21 protein-coding genes and 1 pseudogene are annotated in these 19,680 nt (G+C 51.1%); 13 read left to right on the top strand and 9 right to left on the bottom strand.

Annotation, left to right across the window (positions count from 1 at the left end; genetic code table 11):
* Positions 1–294: 294 nt before the first annotated feature.
* From Q1L34_RS13470 to Q1L34_RS13445, 6 genes are all read left to right on the top strand, one after another.
* Positions 295–1,353 carry a branched-chain amino acid ABC transporter substrate-binding protein gene (locus Q1L34_RS13470; protein ID WP_162180097.1) on the top strand — a complete coding sequence of 353 codons (1,059 nt, stop codon included), beginning with the start codon at positions 295–297 and terminating at the stop codon, positions 1,351–1,353.
* Positions 1,354–1,452: 99 nt separating this feature from the next.
* Positions 1,453–2,367 (top strand): ABC transporter permease subunit, encoded by a 915-nt coding sequence (locus Q1L34_RS13465; protein WP_015584333.1) that lies wholly within the window; start codon positions 1,453–1,455, stop codon positions 2,365–2,367.
* Between the two features lie 10 nt (positions 2,368–2,377).
* Positions 2,378–3,664: a high-affinity branched-chain amino acid ABC transporter permease LivM gene (livM, locus tag Q1L34_RS13460; protein WP_069475942.1), complete on the top strand. Its 1,287-nt coding sequence runs from the start codon at positions 2,378–2,380 to the stop codon at positions 3,662–3,664.
* Positions 3,661–4,536 (top strand): ABC transporter ATP-binding protein, encoded by an 876-nt coding sequence (locus Q1L34_RS13455; protein ID WP_015584331.1) that lies wholly within the window; start codon positions 3,661–3,663, stop codon positions 4,534–4,536. Before livM ends, Q1L34_RS13455 begins: the two co-directional genes overlap by 4 nt.
* Positions 4,533–5,249: an ABC transporter ATP-binding protein gene (locus Q1L34_RS13450; RefSeq protein WP_004861956.1), complete on the top strand. Its 717-nt coding sequence runs from the start codon at positions 4,533–4,535 to the stop codon at positions 5,247–5,249. Before Q1L34_RS13455 ends, Q1L34_RS13450 begins: the two co-directional genes overlap by 4 nt.
* A gap of 261 nt (positions 5,250–5,510) precedes the next feature.
* Positions 5,511–6,386 (top strand): NAD(P)-dependent oxidoreductase, encoded by an 876-nt coding sequence (locus Q1L34_RS13445; RefSeq protein ID WP_268962088.1) that lies wholly within the window; start codon positions 5,511–5,513, stop codon positions 6,384–6,386.
* 105 nt (positions 6,387–6,491) lie between these two features.
* Here Q1L34_RS13445 and Q1L34_RS13440 read toward each other — a convergent pair whose 3' ends face one another.
* The gene (locus tag Q1L34_RS13440) at positions 6,492–6,791 is read right to left on the bottom strand and encodes a hypothetical protein (protein WP_327204094.1); all 300 of its coding nucleotides are present in this window, start codon (positions 6,789–6,791) and stop codon (positions 6,492–6,494) included.
* Between the two features lie 311 nt (positions 6,792–7,102).
* Here Q1L34_RS13440 and Q1L34_RS13435 point away from each other — a divergent pair, with 311 nt between their 5' ends.
* Both Q1L34_RS13435 and Q1L34_RS13430 read left to right on the top strand, forming a co-directional pair.
* Positions 7,103–7,264: a hypothetical protein gene (locus Q1L34_RS13435; RefSeq protein WP_155075028.1), complete on the top strand. Its 162-nt coding sequence runs from the start codon at positions 7,103–7,105 to the stop codon at positions 7,262–7,264.
* A gap of 179 nt (positions 7,265–7,443) precedes the next feature.
* Positions 7,444–8,847, top strand: a complete 1,404-nt coding sequence (locus Q1L34_RS13430) for an ISNCY-like element ISKpn21 family transposase (RefSeq protein WP_001567368.1) — start codon at positions 7,444–7,446, stop codon at positions 8,845–8,847.
* 28 nt (positions 8,848–8,875) lie between these two features.
* Here the strand turns inward: Q1L34_RS13430 and Q1L34_RS13425 are convergent, their stop codons facing one another.
* Positions 8,876–9,508 carry a DUF6904 family protein gene (locus Q1L34_RS13425; RefSeq protein ID WP_236949582.1) on the bottom strand — a complete coding sequence of 211 codons (633 nt, stop codon included), beginning with the start codon at positions 9,506–9,508 and terminating at the stop codon, positions 8,876–8,878.
* A gap of 183 nt (positions 9,509–9,691) precedes the next feature.
* Between Q1L34_RS13425 and Q1L34_RS28395 the strand changes: the two are divergent.
* Positions 9,692–10,116 (top strand): annotated as a pseudogene (locus Q1L34_RS28395) (ISNCY family transposase); the annotation flags it as partial.
* Between the two features lie 373 nt (positions 10,117–10,489).
* A complete protein-coding gene (locus Q1L34_RS13420; RefSeq protein WP_004862050.1) occupies positions 10,490–11,149 on the top strand; it encodes a hypothetical protein in 660 nt (219 codons plus the stop codon).
* Here Q1L34_RS13420 and Q1L34_RS13415 read toward each other — a convergent pair.
* From Q1L34_RS13415 to Q1L34_RS13385, 7 genes are all read right to left on the bottom strand, one after another.
* Positions 11,084–11,692, bottom strand: coding sequence for a biosynthetic peptidoglycan transglycosylase (locus tag Q1L34_RS13415; protein ID WP_004862052.1), 609 nt, complete (start codon positions 11,690–11,692; stop codon positions 11,084–11,086). The genes Q1L34_RS13420 and Q1L34_RS13415 overlap by 66 nt on opposite strands.
* A gap of 310 nt (positions 11,693–12,002) precedes the next feature.
* Positions 12,003–12,551: a hypothetical protein gene (locus tag Q1L34_RS13410; protein ID WP_004862054.1), complete on the bottom strand. Its 549-nt coding sequence runs from the start codon at positions 12,549–12,551 to the stop codon at positions 12,003–12,005.
* Positions 12,552–12,715: 164 nt separating this feature from the next.
* Positions 12,716–14,545, bottom strand: a complete 1,830-nt coding sequence (locus Q1L34_RS13405; RefSeq protein ID WP_373365416.1) for a potassium transporter Kup — start codon at positions 14,543–14,545, stop codon at positions 12,716–12,718.
* A 68-nt stretch (positions 14,546–14,613) separates the two neighbouring features.
* Positions 14,614–15,114: a DUF1003 domain-containing protein gene (locus Q1L34_RS13400; protein WP_004862067.1), complete on the bottom strand. Its 501-nt coding sequence runs from the start codon at positions 15,112–15,114 to the stop codon at positions 14,614–14,616.
* A 340-nt stretch (positions 15,115–15,454) separates the two neighbouring features.
* The gene (locus Q1L34_RS13395; RefSeq protein ID WP_032724357.1) at positions 15,455–15,805 is read right to left on the bottom strand and encodes a YcgJ family protein; all 351 of its coding nucleotides are present in this window, start codon (positions 15,803–15,805) and stop codon (positions 15,455–15,457) included.
* 143 nt (positions 15,806–15,948) lie between these two features.
* Positions 15,949–16,383 (bottom strand): GNAT family N-acetyltransferase, encoded by a 435-nt coding sequence (locus tag Q1L34_RS13390; protein ID WP_327204093.1) that lies wholly within the window; start codon positions 16,381–16,383, stop codon positions 15,949–15,951.
* 183 nt (positions 16,384–16,566) lie between these two features.
* A complete protein-coding gene (locus Q1L34_RS13385; protein ID WP_327204092.1) occupies positions 16,567–17,526 on the bottom strand; it encodes a LysR substrate-binding domain-containing protein in 960 nt (319 codons plus the stop codon).
* 108 nt (positions 17,527–17,634) lie between these two features.
* On the opposite strand from Q1L34_RS13385, the gene Q1L34_RS13380 reads away from it, so the two are divergent.
* From Q1L34_RS13380 to Q1L34_RS13370, 3 genes are all read left to right on the top strand, one after another.
* Positions 17,635–18,216 carry a nuclear transport factor 2 family protein gene (locus Q1L34_RS13380; protein ID WP_004862091.1) on the top strand — a complete coding sequence of 194 codons (582 nt, stop codon included), beginning with the start codon at positions 17,635–17,637 and terminating at the stop codon, positions 18,214–18,216.
* Positions 18,217–18,415: 199 nt separating this feature from the next.
* Positions 18,416–19,024 carry a maltose acetyltransferase domain-containing protein gene (locus tag Q1L34_RS13375; RefSeq protein WP_004862093.1) on the top strand — a complete coding sequence of 203 codons (609 nt, stop codon included), beginning with the start codon at positions 18,416–18,418 and terminating at the stop codon, positions 19,022–19,024.
* 39 nt (positions 19,025–19,063) lie between these two features.
* Positions 19,064–19,612, top strand: a complete 549-nt coding sequence (locus tag Q1L34_RS13370; protein ID WP_004862095.1) for a DUF924 family protein — start codon at positions 19,064–19,066, stop codon at positions 19,610–19,612.
* Positions 19,613–19,680: the final 68 nt, after the last annotated feature.

The raw sequence follows: 19,680 nt of genomic DNA, 5'->3' as shown, positions 1-19,680 counted from the left end.
CAACAGACCTCCTGACTCGTACTGAAATGCACGTCAGCCGGAGGCGGTAACGTTGTTATCACGCGTTATTGCCATCCATCACTAAGCGATCTGACGCGCCATTTCTCCCTGGCGGGATTTTTGCTTCTTCCACCCCGGCCGTGACGGCACATTGTCAGCCTTCGGCAAACCAAACAGTAATTGATATTTTCCGCGCCGTAACAGGGCGCAAGGCTATAAATCGCTGAGGAATATCGAATGTCTCTGAAACTTAAAAAGTTGACTCTTCATTTTGCGATTGCGGGTTGTATGAGCGTGGCATTTTACGCACAGGCGGATGTGAAGATTGGTGTTGCCGGACCGTTTACCGGGCCGAATGCGACTTATGGCGCCCAGTACTGGAAAGGGGCCTCGCAGGCGGCGGCGGATATTAATGCGGCGGGAGGAATCAAAGGCGAAAAAATTGTGCTGGTTCAGGGGGACGATGCCTGCGAACCCAAACAGGCTGTCGCGGTGGCGAACCGTCTGGTCGATGAGTCCGGTGTCTCTGCCGTGGTGGGGCATTTCTGTTCGTCATCCACCATGCCGGCCTCCGAAGTCTATGATGAGGCCGGTATTCTGACGATCACCCCGGGCTCGACGAACCCGCAAATCACCGAACGCGGTATGAAAGATATGTTCCGCATGTGCGGTCGTGACGACCAGCAGGGGGCTATTGCGGCGAACTATATGCTGGATGTGCTGAAGGCGAAAAAAATCGCCGTGATCCACGATAAAGATACCTATGGCCAGGGGCTGGCGGATGCCACCCGCGCCGCGCTGGCGAAACGCGGGACGAAAGAGGTGCTGTACGAGGGGCTGTCCCGGGGCGAGAAGGACTTCAACGCGCTGGTGACCAAAATTGGTGCGCTGAAGCCTGATGTGGTCTATTTCGGCGGCTGCCATCCGGAAGCCGGCCCGCTGGTTCGTCAGATGAGAGAACAGGGGGTACAGGCGAAATTCTTCTCCGGCGATTGTATTGTGACGGAAGAGCTGGTGACCGCTGCCGGCGGCCCGCAGTTCACTGACGGCGTGCTGATGACCTTCGGTCAGGATCCGCGCACCATTGCGGAAGGGAAAGCCGTGATTGAAAAATTCCGCGCCAGCGGTTTCGAACCGGAAGGCTATACCCTGTATGCCTACGCGTCGATCCAGGCGATCGCCGCAGCCTATAATGCCGTTGGAGCCGATAACACCAAAGCCAGCGAATGGCTGAAAAACCACAGCGTCGATACCGTGATGGGCAAAAAAGCCTGGGATGGCAAGGGCGATCTGAAGGTATCCGATTACGTGGTTTATAAGTGGGATGATAAAGGCAAATATCACCAGCTTTAACCGCCAGAACTTTCCGCCCCTTCGCAAGGGGCTATTCGCGAAAAGGCAGCGGCGGTGCGCCAGGCTGTTCGCTGCCCGTTTACCGGCAGGATGGTGTCTATGGAAGCGTTCTTTCTACAACAATTGATCAATGGGCTGACGCTGGGCGCCGTATATGGATTAATCGCCATCGGCTATACCATGGTGTACGGCATCATCGGCATGATTAACTTCGCGCACGGCGAGGTGTATATGATTTCGGCCTATCTGTGCGCTATCGGGCTGGCGCTGCTCTCCGGTTTTGGGATTCACTCTTTTCCTTTGCTGATCTTCGGCACGCTGGTCTTCACCATTGTGGTGACCGGCGTCTACGGCTGGACTATCGAACGTATCGCCTACCGGCCGTTGCGCAACTCCACCCGCCTGGCGCCGCTGATTTCGGCTATCGGTATGTCGCTTATCCTGCAGAACTACGTACAAATCAGCCAGGGGCCCAATCAACAGGGGATCCCGACGCTGCTCTCCGGCGTCCTGCGTTTTGAGGTTGGCGACGGCATCGTGCAAATCACCTGGACCAAAATATTTATCCTTGTCGCCGCGCTGGTGGGCATGATCGTCCTGACCTGGATCATTCAGCATACCCGGCTCGGGCGCATCTGCCGGGCGACGCAGCAGGATCGGCGAATGGCCGCAATCCTTGGAATTAATACCGATCGGGTGATCTCGCTGGTTTTCGTCATTGGCGCGGCGATGGCCGGTCTGGCTGGCGTGCTGGTGACCATGAACTACGGCACCTTTGATTTCTATATCGGTTTTATCATCGGCATCAAAGCTTTTACTGCCGCCGTGCTGGGGGGGATCGGCTCGCTACCCGGCGCGATGCTCGGCGGTTTACTGCTGGGGGTGGCCGAAGCGCAGTTCGCCGGGCTGGTGAACTCGGATTACAAAGATGTTTTTTCCTTCGCGCTGCTGGTGGCGATCCTTATTTTCCGCCCGCAAGGGCTGTTGGGTCGCCCGATGGTTGCTAAGGTTTAAGGGGTCAAACATGGCTGAAGTGTCCCGTAAGCCAGGGCTGTCGATCAGGCGCTGCCTGATCGACAGCATCCTGGCCGGATTGTGCGCGCTGATTGTATTTGGCCCGATCGTGGGCATTGTGCTTAAAGGTTACAGTTACAATCTGTCAACCCAGCGGGTGTTGATACTGGTTGGCATCGTGATGATTGGGCGACTGCTGCTCAGTCTGCTGCTGCAAAGTCGCAGCGGTCGCCAGTTTCTCGCCCGTTTTGAAGGAACGAATGATGGCGTATACGTGAGACCCGCCGGTTATCGTTCGCGGCTGCGCTGGGTGATTCCGCTGCTGGCGCTCCTCGCAATCCTGTTCCCGATCGTCGCCACGAAATATCTGCTGACGGTCGCCATTCTCGGGCTGATTTATGTCCTGCTGGGACTGGGGCTGAATATTGTAGTCGGTCTGGCGGGCCTGCTCGATCTGGGCTATGTGGCCTTTTATGCTATTGGTGCCTACGGGCTGGCGTTGGGTTATCAGTATCTGGGGCTGGGATTCTGGGCAATGCTGCCGGCAGGTGCCATTATGGCGGCGTTGGCCGGTGCGCTGCTGGGATTTCCGGTGCTGCGAATGCATGGCGATTATCTGGCGATTGTCACCCTCGGGTTTGGCGAAATTATCCGCCTGGTGCTGAATAACTGGGTCAGTTTTACCGGCGGACCGAATGGGGTTTCCGTCCCGGCGCCGACGCTGTTCGGCCTCGAGTTTGGCCGGCGGGCCAAAGACGGCGGGGTGCCCATCCACGAGTTTCTGCACATCAGCTATAACCCCAACCTCAAATTTATCTTTATCTACGCCGTGCTTTGTCTGGTGGTCCTGCTGGTGCTGTTTATTAAGCACCGGCTGACGCGAATGCCTATCGGGCGCGCGTGGGAGGCGCTGCGTGAAGATGAGATAGCCTGCAGGGCTATGGGGCTCAACCATGTGCTGGTGAAGCTCTCGGCGTTTATGCTGGGAGCCTCCACGGCAGGAATTGCCGGGGTCTTTTTTGCCACCTATCAAGGGTTTGTTAACCCGACCTCGTTTACCTTTTTTGAGTCGGCGTTGATTCTGGCCATCGTGGTGTTGGGCGGAATGGGCTCGACGCTGGGCGTGGTGCTGGCCGCGTTTGTCCTGACGGTGGCCCCGGAACTGCTCAGGGGGTTCGACGAATATCGGGTGCTGCTGTTTGGCGTATTAATGGTGCTGATGATGATCTGGCGGCCGCGTGGGCTGGTGCGTACCAGTCGTACGGGGGTAGCGGTACGGAAGGGAGTGGCGCCATGAATGACACTATTTTGCAGGTTGAGCATCTGATGATGCATTTTGGCGGCATTAAAGCGCTCAATGATGTCAATCTTGAGGTCAAAAGAGGGTCAATTACCGCGCTGATTGGCCCTAATGGCGCGGGGAAAACCACGGTATTTAACTGTCTGACCGGGTTTTATCGTGCAACCGGCGGGGCGATCAGGCTAGATGCCCGTTCGCGGATCACCGACGTGATTCAGGTTCTGGGACAGAAGCTTCATCCGACGGATTTTCTTCATCCAGCCGCGCTGGGATCGCGGCTGTATTACAAAATGTTCGGTGGGACGCATCTGGTTAACCGGGCGGGGCTGGCACGAACCTTTCAGAATATCCGGCTGTTTCGTGAGATGTCGGTAATTGAAAATCTGCTGGTGGCCCAGCACATGCAGGTAAACCGTAATTTACTCGCCGGGATCTTAAATACCCGCGGGTATCGAAATGCCGAAAACCGGGCGCTGGATCGGGCCTTTTACTGGCTGGAGGTGGTCGGGATGGCGGATTGCGCTAACCTGCTGGCGGGAACGCTCTCCTACGGGCAGCAGCGGCGGCTGGAGATTGCCCGCGCGATGTGTACCGGGCCAGAGATGATCTGTCTGGATGAGCCGGCGGCGGGGCTGAATCCCGTGGAGACTCAGGCGCTGAGCAAGATTATCCGCTTCCTGCGCCAGTATCACGGCGTGACGGTACTCTTGATTGAACACGATATGGGAATGGTGATGGAGATTTCCGATCACGTGATCGTGCTCGATCATGGCGACGTGATCGCCCGCGGCGAACCGAAGGAGATTCAGTCGAATACCAGCGTGATCGCGGCCTATCTCGGAACGGATGAAGAGGAGCTTGCCGAATGAGCCAACCGTTGCTTGAATTTCGTCAGGTTGATGTGTTCTATGGTCAAATCCAGGCGTTGAAACAGGTCTCCTTAACGGTTAATGAAGGGGAGACGGTGGCGCTAATCGGCGCCAACGGCGCCGGGAAGTCCACGCTGTTAATGTCCATTTTTGGCCAGCCACGCATCGCTGCAGGAGAAATTCGCTATCGCGGCGAGGATATCAGCCGACGATCTACCCATTTTATTGCCAGTAACGGTATTGCCCAGGCGCCGGAAGGGCGGCGAATTTTTGCCGATATGACGGTGGAGGAAAACCTGCTGATGGGGACAATTCCCGTAGGCAGCCGCTATCAGAATGAGGACAAAGCGCGAATGTATCAGCTTTTTCCGCGTCTTGAAGAGCGACGGGCGCAACGCGCCATGACGTTATCGGGGGGCGAACAGCAGATGCTGGCCATTGCCCGGGCATTGATGAGCCGGCCAAAACTGTTACTGCTGGATGAGCCCAGCCTTGGACTGGCGCCGCTGGTGGTCAAACAGATATTCCAGATCCTGCGGGAGCTGACGCAGCAGGGCATGACGCTGTTTCTGGTGGAACAAAATGCGCATCATGCGCTGAAGTTGTCCGATCGCGCCTACGTCATGGTGAATGGTCAGATTCAATTAACCGGAACGGGCAGGGAATTGTTGAATAACCCGGAGGTGAGAAATGCCTATCTCGGCGTCACCTGATAAGTGACAGTGTCACCATTTAAACATAAAAAAGCAGCGATATCCTGTCCGCCGGCGATTTCCCGCCGGCGTTTGTTTTTCTCGCCAGGGCAAGCCACTGATTTCTGCAGGATAAAGACGATAAACGTGCTGGCCTTTGTTCCGCGGATACGGGCATACTGAATGAACTTTACCCGGTTAGCACGCTACCGACGTCACCTGAACGGACGGATCGCTGCCCGGGACGCTATGCAGGTGCGAAATTAACGCAGGAGAAATGGAATGAACTTACCGGTTGTTGCCGTTATTGGGCTCGGCGCCATGGGGCATGCTTTTGCCAGCAATTTGTTAAAAAAAGGCTTTACCGTTCATGGCTGGAACCGTTCCCCTGAGCGGGGTGAAGATTTGATGGCCAGCGGATTAATCCGTCACGCGACGCCGCAACAGGCCGCGGCGTCGGCGGAGGTGATTCTGTCGGTACTGACCGATGGTGAGGCGACTCTGAATGCGATCCGCGAAATGGCTCCGGTTTGCCAGCCAGATACCGTTTTCTGCCAGATGGGGACGATTGGCGTGGAAGAAACACAGGAGGCCGTTGGCCTGCTGGCGTCGCTTCGTCCATCGATGGTCTATCTTGATGCTCCGGTGTCGGGAACCAAAAAACCGGCGGAAAATGCGCAAATTCTGGTGCTTGCCAGCGGGGATCGTCAGCGAGGCGCAAAGGCCGAGAGCGTCTTTGCCGCGATTGCGCGCGGCACACAATGGTTTGGTGATGCCGGCAACAGCCAGAAAATGAAGCTGGTACTGAACGCCTGGCTGATCACCATGATGGAAGGCGTGGCAGAAAGTACGCTACTGGCGGCGAAATTAGGTTTTACGCCAGAAGCGTTCTGGGGCGCGCTTGACGGTGGCCCGCTGGCGGCACCGTATGTGAAAGCCAAGCTGGAGATGATCGCGGCGAATGATTTTACTCCGCAGATGCAGCTCAGCCATGCGCTGAAAGATGCCCGGCTGGCGCTCGAAGCGGCGGAAGATACGCAGCTGCCGATTCTGGCCACCATCGCCGACTGTTGGGATGACGCCGCCGATGAGGGATATGCCGATCGAGACCTGGCATCGGTGTATGCCTGGCTGGCGGGACGGCCGACAACCGAGTAATAATGCCAAAAGAGCAGGGAGCCTACGTGAATTCTTGTGCATAATCGTACTGCGAAACATACAGAATTCACGTAGCGCACGCATTTTCCATTAAATCTTTATAAATCATAAGGTAATGCGCGGAATATTCCAGTTTTTGGGGATCGCTACGCCGACATCAGCGATATTCGCTGTAGTTGTGCCTGGGCGTGGAATATTACGTTTGTGTTCTGAGCACCATTGCTGCGCTGTACCTGCAGGGTTTTGTGTTATTAAGCCAGACGAGGCTGACTGTTTGACAATGCTTAACACCTTACTTTTTAAAGCGATCGTGATTTTAATTTTCGTTATGTTGTGTTGGGACTTTTTAAGAAAAAGAGTGAATACAAAAGTCGCAGAACCTGAAGACAAAATTGCCGCAGCCAACGCCAGAGAGCGCCATCAATGGTGCTATGCCAGGTGGGGATAGAATTTAATACAGCTCGTGTGCTGCCTGTATTTCATTTTTTCCGCTATTCGTTTCATTTTGAGTTAGCGACAAGCTGCCGGACCAGTGGTTTGACTGGGTCACTGGCGTTCGGGACACCGGGAATTGCCTGCACTGACGAGAAAACTGGAATGCGCCGGAGCCGGATTAACGCAGTGTCCGACAACGTGATGACTCAGTCAGGCCGTATTCAGCCAGACAGGACTGAGATAGTGCCCAATTCATCAGCTGGCAACTGAGGGTGAGCCGAATGGGTATTTATCCACATCCACAGACATTTGTGATTATGGTAGCAATCTGCGGTGGTGATGCTGAGTTGATGAAGCAGCAACAAGCAGCACGCGGTATGAAGATAATGTATCCCGAGCTGATGTATGAAAAAGGGCAGGAACTCAAGGCGGGCATCTATTGATATCTGGCATAGCATCAGGGCCGTATAACGTCAGGGTTCCTTAAATGCAATTTAACATAATATACATTATGCGCACCAATGATGTAATGGCTCAATAGTAATGTCCGCCTGTGGCTCAATTCAGATGTCCGCGCTATGGTAAGCTTCACTGGTCCGTTTAAACTACCGGGAGGCATATCATGAGCGCAGAAAGCTCAGGAGTGTTTACTTTGAAAGAGATCAACCGGATCAAGATTATACAGGACGTCATTGAACGTCGCATCACAACGCGCCGTGCGGCCGAGCACCTCGGTATCAGCGACAGGCAATGCCGCAGACTTCTTGCCCGTTACCGTGAAGGCGGACCGCTTGGTATGGCCAGCAGACGATGTGGCATGCGTGGTAACCGCCAGTTGCCACCCGGGCTCGCAGATCAGGCTCTGGAACTGATCAAGACGCGTTATGCTGATTTCGGTCCGACTCTGGCGCGTGAAAAGCTCGAAGAACTCCACGGACTGTTTCTTGGCAAAGAAACTGTCCGGCGCATCATGGTGCGGGCTGGCTTATGGGTTCCCCGTAAACAACGTGCCGCAAGGATCCCTCAACCACGGTACCGGCGTCCGTGTACTGGTGAGCTGATACAAATAGATGGCTGTGATCACGACTGGTTTGAAGGCCGTGGCCCGGCCTGCACCGCGCTGGTCTATGTTGATGATGCAACCAGCAAACTGATGGAACTGTTGTTTGTTAAATCGGAGTCCACGTTTTCTTACTTCGAAGCCACGCGGCGCTATATCGATAAGCATGGTAAACCGCTGGCACTGTACAGCGATAAAGCCGGTGTTTTTCGTGTTAACAATAAACACGCCACAGGCGGAGACGGGCATACTCAGTTTGGGCGAGCCATGCATGAACTGAACATCCAGACTATCTGTGCAGAAACCAGTCCCGCCAAAGGGCGTGTAGAACGAGCTCACCTCACTTTACAGGATCGTCTGGTCAAAGAGCTGCGGTTACAGGGCATTTGTTCAATGGAGGCTGCAAATGACTTCGCTGAGGCCTATATGGCTGACTATAACCGCCGTTTTGGCAAAGTACCGCGACATGATTTTGACGTACACCGTGCTGTAGAACATGATGAGGACCTGGGGCTTATTTTCACTGTTCGTGAAAAACGTAAAGTCTCAAAATCGTTGACGATACAATATGATAAAATGTTGTACCTGATTGAAGACAGCGAACTGAGTCGCCGTGCAATAGGTAAATATATCGATGTGTATCACTATCCTGATGGCAGAAAAGAGCTGCGCCTGAACGGTACGCTACTTCCCTACTCTACCTACGACCGACTGTCAGAAATCGACCAGGGCGCGATTGTCGATAACAAGCGTCTTGGCCGAACCCTGGAGTTTATCAGTCTGGTGCAGAGCAAGCGGGATAACACGCGCTCTCAGTCAATTCCCGCTGGAGATGGCCCTTCCCGACGACGGCCAAAGCAGGAAGGGAAGAAATCCCAGCGCTCACTGGATAATGATGACATGCTCGAAGCACTCAAACAGCTTCAGTCACGTTCAGAGGACATTTTTGGTAAAAGAGCCCGCTGATGGTACTCACTGGCCGGACAGTGGTTGCTCACCAGTTGATATTGTCCGGCCAGACCCATGATGTATTATTCATTTCGTTCAGCATCTTTATGTCCTGCTTTTCACGGGCATACTTACCCCATAATGAATGAAAAGAACGAACAATACTGATTAACTGCTTTTTTCTTTGCTCCGGAGATAGGCTGATAAAATAGCAGCACCTGCTGTCAATATTATCCTCAATGAAATTAAAATCAGAGTCTGATGCATATTTTACTGTTAGCATAATATCATTCGACGTTGTTCTCTCAGACTCTGTTAATGCTGATTCTATCAGGTATTCAAAGGCATACATGACAGACAGCTGGTTTTTGTCTGTCTGAATATAACCCATTGAGTTTCTGAGTATTGAGGACTGTACCAGGACCAGAGGCCATAAAAGCTCAACACCATAAAGCTTATATGTATCATGTTGATCATACTGATGTTGCTCAACACGATGATTACCTTCCCGTGCTTTACGAATATCATAGGCAAGGGATAACATAAATCCGTCTTTAACTTTAATCAGTGGGCTTTCATCCACGATGTAATGAATGAGTTCATGTAATTCATTCAGGGCTTCTGAATCTCCCCACAGTATAAAACCTGCATTGTTCGGCGTTAACTCGTATCGAAGCATGGGCTCAATCATCCTGTTGTTTCAGTCGGAGGAAAGTCTATCAGTAAAGAGAATGAGAGATCAAAGTGGTCATTTTAATTGAGCTGGATAACGGACATTTCAATTGAGCCTTGACAAATGATGTGGTAGCAAAGCTGTAATGTCCTAAGCCGTAGATTCTTCACCATCGAGGGATTCCGATGCATTGTTCATGCAGCGGAGTTTTTCACTTTGGATGAAGTTAACCGACTCAAAATCATTCACGATGTTGTCGCCGGCGACTGACCACACAGATAGCCGCGCAGCGCCTTGGGTATCTTCGAGCGTCAGTGTCGCGACGTCTTCTTTCGCGTTACGCGAACACAGCTAACCGTCTCGGGGAAAAACCAGCAATAACCAGCTCCCGGCCGGTCTTGCCCGGTATGCACTCAACATAATCCGCGAACGCTATATCGACTTTGGGCCGACGCAGGCACCAAAGATGTGGTGAGCTGATTCTGAATGATGGTTGTGACCATCACTGGTTTGAGAACCTGTATGCGCTGGTCTACGTTGACGATGTGACAAGCCGGTTGATGCAACTTCGCTTTATAAAACCGGAATCGACATTCAGCCACGCGAGGCTGACTGTAAAAGCATGGTAAATCACTTACTTTTACAGCGTTCAACTGACGCTTCAGGATCGCTTTGTGAAAGAGCTTCGGCTAACGGGACTGCTCTTCCCTACTCCGCTTCTCAAAAATCGACCAATCCCGCTCTTATGGCCGCGTTTATCTCATTCTACGCCTGATATCAATTGCGCGGAGGTGGTTCTCTCCAGGCTGGACTATATGCACGAGAACTCCGTTCAGTCTGATTGTTGCGTGTTAGTCCAGTTGAGCCCAACCCGAAAAGACACGATCGCTAACCACTGGTAACTGATTTAGAAGAGAGAGCCTTGAAGTTATGCGCCTGTTAAGGCTAAACTGAAAGAATAACATGGGGTAAAGATAAGGAAATATTATGCTCAATGACATTATAAAAATAGCAATAGGGTTTGTATTTACTGGAATATTAGGCGCGACAATTTCATCAAAAATACAGAGGAAAAACTTTGTAAATCAAACAAAAATAAGCAAAACTGAAAAAGAGGTTGAAAAAATAAAAGAATTAGCAAAAAAAATAGAGATTTTGTCAGGCGCAAGAAATTATTCTGTCAGAGTATTATCATCAGCGATAAATCTCAGAGGTAAAGATAGCGAGAAACTCGATGAAATCAGAAAGGAATATAGAGAGACTGTAAAAGAATGGAATGTAAATATAACAACTATATACACTGAACTCTATAGCTATAATCTTTATAGTTACGCAATTGATTTAGAAAGAAATGTACATAACACATTTAGAAAAACTCATAAGCTAATCAACGATAGTATAAAAAATAACACTCCCGCGAGAGAGCTGGAAATTAGTGAATTAGCTGATAGAGTATTCAAGAACACAAGAAGCATATCATCAAACCTCATTAACGAAGGAGCATCAAGATGGACTAACACCATAAATGGCAATACTGAAAAACTTTGTTTGTATAATCTTGAACGTGCTAACTTATACACTTTAATAATCGCTCTTTTTCACCGCACCCCTAAATCTCTTCGCATAAAGCGCCCTGACCTTGATTGATTCAAACCATTTTTCACTTGGCTTCAATGGTTTAGGTCTTAGTAACATAGCTGCCAGACAGGCACTTTCATCATAATTTAATTCACCAACATTTTTATTAAAAAAAGACGCTGCCTTTTCAGCCCCAATTAATCTTGAACCAAAGAATGCATTTCTCAAATAACACATTATTATTTGTTTTTTTGAGAATTTAAAATTCAAAAGAATAGCCAGAATTACCTCGTAAAACTTTCGATAAAGAGTTAAATCTTTGAATCCGGTAATCGTTCTAACTAACTGCATATCAATAGTGCTGGCGCCACCATGTTTCTTCTTACAAGCGGCTTTAAATACCTCTCTAACAAAAGAAAAAAAGTCAAACCCACAATGCCTAAAAAAACGACGATCTTCAAGGGCCATAACAAAATAGCAAAGATCATTTAACTCATAATAGTCATCATATTCATTCATATATTCAGATATCGTTAAAAGATCTCGATTCAAATCAATCAGAATATTTCTGAAACGCCTGTAATGCCTTTGATTATATGGATACCCGGACATAAAAACCCCAGTAAAAAGCAAGATTAAGATAATCTACCTCATATAATTACCATAAAAAGCAAATAAAATCATCAACACTTAACTCAATAATCTAGTCACATGACTACTAAAGTTCAGGATCTCTATCTGGCCAAAGAGACCGTACGTAAGCTTATGACCCGGACGATTTATGGATCTCCAGTAACTGCACCTACTGCATGTGCATCATCCACGCCCTCGGTGCTGCATGTATCAGAGATCTCATTGGATATTAAATCTCCGATGTAGCATCTCGCACCTATGTTTCCGTGTCTCATCACTGTTATCGAATTTATCTAAAACTCCACTGTGCCGTAATGACAAATACTGACGGTATGATAATGCCAACATCCATCCCAAAATAAGATGTAAAATTATACTGGAACCCATGATAGATATAGGGAGAAAAACCGATTCCTGTCGCTTTCTTAAAATCATGGTATGAGCCATGATCGCCGCAATCACTGAAAGCATCAAAGAAAAACTCACCGACATAGCCATATATTCCCTTGAAAACCCAGCCATTATCCCACCCTACCCAATCCCTTCTTACGCCGGCAGCCAGGCATCTGTCATCAAAGCTGTTTTTCATTGTGCCGAGCACAAAACTATATTTTGAATCATCAGAGAATTTTCGCTCCACGGATATGAAGTTATTTTCAAAATTCTCAGTATACTGCCCGTGGTTATGGGTTAAATGATAAACATATGAGCCCGTATTGATTGAGTACAGGTTTATTTCATCCGCCGAACAATACCATGTAACCAAATACAAAATTCCGCACCACAACCATGTGGTATATCGTTTACGGCCATCCGGTTTATATCGCGCATTATCCATACATCCTCACCTTGACTAACGTACTGAAAATTATGACTGATTTTCTAATGAACCGCTGATTAAACAATTCAACTAAGCTTTGACAATATGCTAATTTAGCGCCAACGCTGACTCCGAAGCCGATAAGACCACCGCCGGATGAACGCCATTTCTCTACCACCGCGCTAAATTGCTACCCGCCGACCAATTTCCACCACCTGATCGCCCGGCAAACGATAGTAATTGGTAATGTGGGTGCTGTTTCTCACCATAAACGCAAAACAGTTACGCTGCCACGCGACCATGCCATGCCCCTCGAGCGCGATGATCGTCTCGTGTCCCAGATACCAGGTGATCTCTTCTGGAACAAACGGAACCGCCAGTCCAGGGACGCCATGAAGAAGCTGCGGAATATGCGGTTGCTCCATAAAGCCATAATGCGCAACGCCCTGCAGATAACCCGGTGCCCGCTCGGTAAGCACCAGTCGCTTCCCCGCGTCCACATAAGGGATGTTCTGTACTTCAATGGTCAATGAGATGACCTGCTGTTGCAGAGCGCGGTTACGCGCGACGTGCCAGCGCATAACCGGCGGCACGCCATTCTGACTACGGGTTAAAAACACCGCAGTACCCGGTACGCGAGGAATCTTCAGCCGGTTGATTTTCTTGAAGAACTCGTCAACATCCATCACTTTCTCATTAATCGCGCGTGACGTGGCCTTCACGCCGCGGTTCCAGATAATCATAACGCCGCAAACCACGGCTGCCAGCATAAGCGGGATATAGCCGCCCTCCATGACTTTGACCAGATTGGCAATCAGAAAACTGCTGTCGATCAGCAGAAAACTGATGGCAACCAGCGTACTGGCAAGCAGATTCCAGCCCCAGATTTGCCGCATAGCCATGAACAGCAGCCCGGAGGTCATCAGCATCGTCAACGACACTGCGATCCCATAGGCTGCGGCGAGGTTCTCTGATGATTTGAATGCAATCGCGAGACCGACGGTAACGATCATCAGCAGCCAGTTAATCGTGCCGATATAGATTTGCCCGTAGCTCTCCGCGGTGGTTTGTTTGATATGCAAGCGCGGAAACCAGCCAAGCTGAATCGCCTGTCGGGTCATTGAAAACGCCCCGGTAATAATGGCCTGACTGGCAATGATAGTGGCCAGGGTGGCCAGAATAACCAGTGGAATTTGCAGGAACGGTGGGCAAAGACGGAAGAAGATATTCTGTGAAATGTCCGCACCTGAAAGAATTATCGCTGACTGGCCCGCATAGTTGAGTAATAACGCCGGAAACGCCAGGCCAAACCAGGCCATCCAGATTGGTTTTCTACCGAAATGGCCCATATCCGCATAAAGGGCTTCGGCTCCGGTGACACACAGAAACACACCGCCTAATACCAGGAAGCTGCTGAACCCATTTGAGAGTAAAAAGGAGACACCGTAGGCCGGATTCATCGCCAGCAGCACTGCCGGATGCTGGACGATACCCGATATCCCCAGCGCAGCAATCGCCAGAAACCACAACGTCATCACCGGACCAAAGATTTTACCTATTTTGGCGGTGCCGAATGGTTGAATAGCGAATAAAGTAACCAGGATCACTACCGTGGCAGGTAATATAAAAGAGTGTGCGTCAGGAAAGATAATATTCAGCCCTTCAAGGGCTGAAAGCACGGAAATAGCGGGCGTAATTGCGCCATCTCCGTATATCAGCGCCGCACCAGTCAACGCAGAAAATGTCACCCACTTACTATCTTTACCTTTATGCACCAGCAATGACATCAGGGCCATGATTCCGCCCTCGCCATTATTATCCATACGCATGGCGAAGATGGCATATTTAACGGAAGTAACCAGAATAAGTGTCCAAATGATAAGTGATAATAAACCCAGAATGACATCGGGAGTGGGACTATCGCCGGATAACAGCAGTATCGTTTTTAGCGTATACAGTGGGCTGGTGCCAATATCACCAAAAACCACTCCCAGCGCTCCCCCTGCCAGCATGAGCTTTCCTGATGTCCTGTGGCTTGCTGAGTTATTATTAGCCATAATTCCCCGTCCATCTGGCCGTTTTATTGAATATTCAGGTTCTGATGTTGGGCGAGCTGCAACGTTAATTTCTCAATGCGCTCAGCCATTTGCCGCGTCAGGTCCGTTAATTCGGTATTTTGCTGCAATAAAATCATCAACTGTTCTGATTGCCGCTGTGCGAGCCCCTGCCTTTGGCTTATATCTTCCGCCAGCTCTTCACGGTGCTGTGCATCGGCTAACGCGTGCGCCCCGTCACGCTCAGCCTGTCGGGTTTGTGCCAGCAGGATCAGCGGCGCCGCGTAGGCCGCCTGTAAACTGAAGGCCAGATTAAGCAAAATAAAGGGATAAGGGTCAAACCGGGTCCATCCGATAATATTGATAAGGATCCAGACAACGACAATGACCGTTTGTGCCACCAAAAACGTTGGTGTACCAAAAAAACGTGCGAATGCTTCAGCTTTCAGGGCAAACCATTCATCACCAAACGTATGCGAGTAGCGGGATAAGGGTCGATGAAAGCGGAAAATATCCTTCTTATTCATAGGACACCTATAAGAGAAGCTGCGTTCCTGAAAGAGAAAAGCGTTTGTTCTGTATTAAGAATATAGCTAAAGGTACCGGGATCGGCCTGGCCATCCTTATGAAAGGACGTCGGTATTTTCAGGAAAACAGCGCGCCGTCAGGCGATCGGGATGGAACACGCTCTGGGCAAGCGGCGCCTCATTGGCCCTAAGACCAGATCGGATGGAATACGTGGCGGCGACAACAACGGTTCGGGACCCGCTTTGCAGATGATACAGCGGGTTCAGAACAGGGAGCACAGGGCTGCAGCGAGTACATCCCGTGAATTCCCTGCCCTTCACCAAGGGTGAGCGGGAAGTCTTACTTCCCGAACAGCAGCCGGGTATATTTTGTCGAAATCGCACCGCTGTGTTTACCATCCGCGCCATAATATCGGTCTTCACGGCACAGCTTTTCCTTAATATCGCAGAACGTGCCACCGGCAAAGGTAAACGAAGTCGGGTCAAACTGCCCCTGTGAACTCAGTCGTTTCGCCGCTTCTTTGCCCAGATATTTCGCAGTCATGGCCTGAGAAACGCCGTCTGTCGCCGTGGCGCAGATATACTTATCGCACAGGACGTGTGCTTCCGGCGAGTGAAGGGAAACAGGTTGTTTCGCCCAGACGGGAATGGCTGCCGTCGCCAGCAGCAATGACAATAGGCATGGTTTCATGTTGATATGCACTGAATAATCCCGTTAAATATTTTATGTGTGTTTCGGATAATGCGCATTGCTCACGCTAAGCAATGTCAGACTATTTGAATATATTGTCGCTGTCTACATCAGATAATTCTGCAAGTCGGCAAACGGGCGGCTTATCTGATATAACCCTGCTCACGCATTCTTATTACAGCTTCATCACTCAGGCAGACCATACCCGTCGTCAGTAATTCAAATCCGTGACGCTGATAAAATCCGGTTTTATCCGGCACCGAATAAATAAAAATTTTCCCGTAGGGTAACAGCACATCACATATTGTCTGCATTAACTGACGGCCATAGCCCAGCCCTTGATAACGCGGATCTACGGCCACATCGGCCAGATAGCTACACCAGGTGAGATCGCTTATCGCTCTGGCTACCGCAACCAGCTGGCCGTTGAGGAAACCAAACCAGCAGAACGTACTGTGGCGAAAGGCCTGTTCAAGCAACGATATATCGCGTTGCCCCAGCCCGGAAGCCGCGATAAGTTCTGCTATTGCCCGCCAGTCAACCGAGTTAAGCCCCTCTTTACCTTGCAGCATCATCATTGTGGCATCCTTTAAAACCGCAGATATTAGCGATCGTTTATAGCAGGGAACGGCTGAAATTTATATGTGCGCTCAATCTTCATGCGCCCGGTCAGGACAGGATGAACGCTTGTGGCGCCTATTCTGGATACAGAGTAATAAGACTCAGCTCTAAGCCGCGGAAAATCTACGTAGCATGGCGATTTAAATAAGCAGGTTCACCATATTTATCACGCATCCCCCTTCTCCTGCCGCCGATACCCTATCCGGATCTCCCTTCCCTGCGCTTTTCCATGCTAACGATATTGTTCCGATTCGATAGCCTCGCGGACCTGAAGCAGCGCCGCTCGTAAATGGGTGATATTCACCGAACTCCGGTGCGTTAAGGCTACGATAGACCAGGCCCGGGATGTTAACCTGCTGCAGCGGCGCCGGAATTAGCGCCAGCCCGAGGCCCGCCGCGGCAATCGCCAGCACGCTCAGAGTACTGCCAGAACGATGGGCAACATGGAACTGGCTGCCCAGCATTTGCCCCAGCACAAGGTAAAGCTGTTCATGATTATCGTGAGTATCATGCAGAACCAGAGGCTCTCCGGCGAGCATCTCCACCGTCAAACAGGCGTGAGCGGCCAGCGGATGATCGTCTGCCAGCGCGACCATCATCTTCCAGCGCCCCGCCTGATATACCGTGATGCCGGGTGAATGGGTGGTACTATTATCGGGTGTGTAGCCAACATCTATCTGCCCGGCAAGAATCGCCGCCACCTGCTGCTGCGGGCCGATCTCCTCAATCGTCACCTCCGCATCCGGGTAGCGTTTTCTGAACTGACGCAGATCGCTCATCATTTTACCGCTGAAGATTGCATTGCCGGCAAATCCGACCCTTACACGCCCCGTTTCGCCGCGAAGGGAGCGCGCCACGGCCAGACGGGTATGCTCGACCTGGTCTAACGTCCGCTGGGCCTCTGCTTGCAGCAGTTTCCCGGCATCGGTGAGCTCAACGCGGCGGCTGGTGCGAATAAACAGCGCCCCGCCCAATTCCGCTTCCAGCGCTTTGATCTGCATGCTGAGTGCGGGTTGAACAATATTCAGCCGTTCGGCCGCGCGTCCGAAGTGCCCTTCCTCCGCCACGGCCAGAAAATAGCGCAAATGACGTAACTCCATACACCCCCCATTCATCATTTAAAATGATTATTCAGTCAGATCTATCTATTTGAGTTTAACCCTGCCGTTCCGCAAACTGAAGGCCGTCAACTAACAGGAGCTGAAGCTATGAACAATCGCCAACAAGACCGCCAACAACTCAACGATCTGGTGAATGGCTGGATGCATCGCGACCTCGGTGAATGGGCCGCGCTACGTCAGCTGTTTCATCCTGATGGCACGATCGAAATTACGTGGTTTGAAGGGCTGGCGAGCGATTTTGTCGACGGTTCCATGCGGATGGGCGCATCTGACCTACGCACCAAACACCTCATCGGCACACCCGTGATCACCTTCAATGCCAGCGGGAACAAGGCTATTCTTGAGACCAACGCCATGATCATCGCTGAAAACGTCAAACTCAATCTGGGCTGTGAATGCCATAACCGGTTCTACGATCTGGCAGAAAAAAGAGACGGCGTGTGGAAATTGTTTCACCGGCAGAGCATTTACGATATGGGTACCTTTACCTTCCCGCTCGGTCCGGTTGAAATTGACCCGTCGGTAGCGCTGGCTTACCCCCGCGAATACGCGGCTTTGGCCTATCTTCTGCAACAGAGTGGTTTTCCGCTGGGACGGATTTTTGCTACCCGCGGCAGCGAACTGGAAGCGAAGATGAAAGCCGATGCGAAAAGCTGGCTGTTGGCCTAAGCACACAATCAACAATCCAGGTTCGATTTTTAGCACAAATCCGTGATATGTATAAAAAAGTATTTTTATAACCTCATTGATTTCTCGGCTTATCACCCTTGCTGCAGCCCGCCATTCGCCTCAGGCTTAAGCGGAGGCGGGATGGCACGCAAACCAGATGACGTAAGCCCCCTACTTCAACAATGCAAAGGATCTCAAGATGATGACGCAAAGGGAACGCCTCGCCAGTGGCTACCTGTACACCGATATGGATGAGGGGATGCCGGAAGAGCGGCTTCGGGGTAAGATGCTGGCGTATGAATTTAATCATACGTCCCCCGCAGAACCCGAGAAACGCGTGGCGTTGATCCGCCAGATGATGGGCCGCGTCGGGAATAACGTCTGGATTGAACCGCCGCTGCACGTGGCCTACGGCAGTCAAATTAGTATCGGCGATAACTTCTACGCAAATTTTAATCTGGTGGTTGTCGATGATGGCAAAGTGATTATCGGCAATAATGTCATGATTGCCCCTAACGTCACCATCTCGACGACCGGACACCCGATTGACCCCGCGGTTCGCATTACCGGTCAGCAGTTTTCACAGACCGTCACCCTGGAAGACAATGTCTGGATCGGCAGCGGCGCTATCATTAACCCTGGCGTGACCATTGGCCGTAACAGCGTGATAGGCGCCGGAAGCGTGGTAACAAAAGATATTCCCGCCAACGTGGTGGCCGCCGGCGTTCCCTGCCGGGTGCTCAGGCCGATCGGCGAACAGGATCGCCGGAACGCGCTGGCAGGTTTGCCGGTGATGGATGCGGAGTAAACCACTGGCAATCGTCGAGGCTTGATAACAGGAGCGAAAATGTCGCTTAATACGATGAGTGATGCCCGGGAAATTCTGCAATTCTGGTTTCATCAAATTCCGCCTGAACGCTGGTTTCGATCGGACGCGGGTTTTGATGAGCAGATTCGTCACCGTTTTTCTGATGTTCATCAGGCAGCCTTGCGCGGTGAGCTGGCCGAGTGGCGGGAGAGCAGCTCCGGTCGGCTGGCGGAAATCATCGTGCTCGATCAGTTTTCGCGCAATCTGTTTCGCAACAGCCCGCTTTCATTCGCTGCCGACGGTATGGCCCTGGCCCTGGCACAGGAATTGGTCAAACAACCTGACTTTGACCAACTTCCTGTTGAAAGACGCGATTTTGCCCTGCTGCCATTTATGCATTCGGAATCGCCGATAATTCATGCTGCTGCGCTCAGGCTCTATCAACGCTACGCGAGCACACGCTCACTCAGAGCAGAAACAGAGCACAAGCGGGTGATTGACCAGTTTGGCCGCTACCCGTATCGCAATCAGGCGCTCGGCAGAAGATCCACGCCGGAAGAGCGCCGCTGGCTTAATCAACAACGATAGCCCCGCCCGGACGACACACATTCATGGCGCTGGCGTTGTATGAACACTTACCCCACTGTATCCCCATC

The sequence above is a fragment of the Klebsiella ornithinolytica genome (genome assembly GCF_030505655.1).
Lineage (GTDB): Bacteria > Pseudomonadota > Gammaproteobacteria > Enterobacterales > Enterobacteriaceae > Klebsiella > Klebsiella ornithinolytica.
This window is presented reverse-complemented; position numbering and strand designations above follow the sequence as displayed.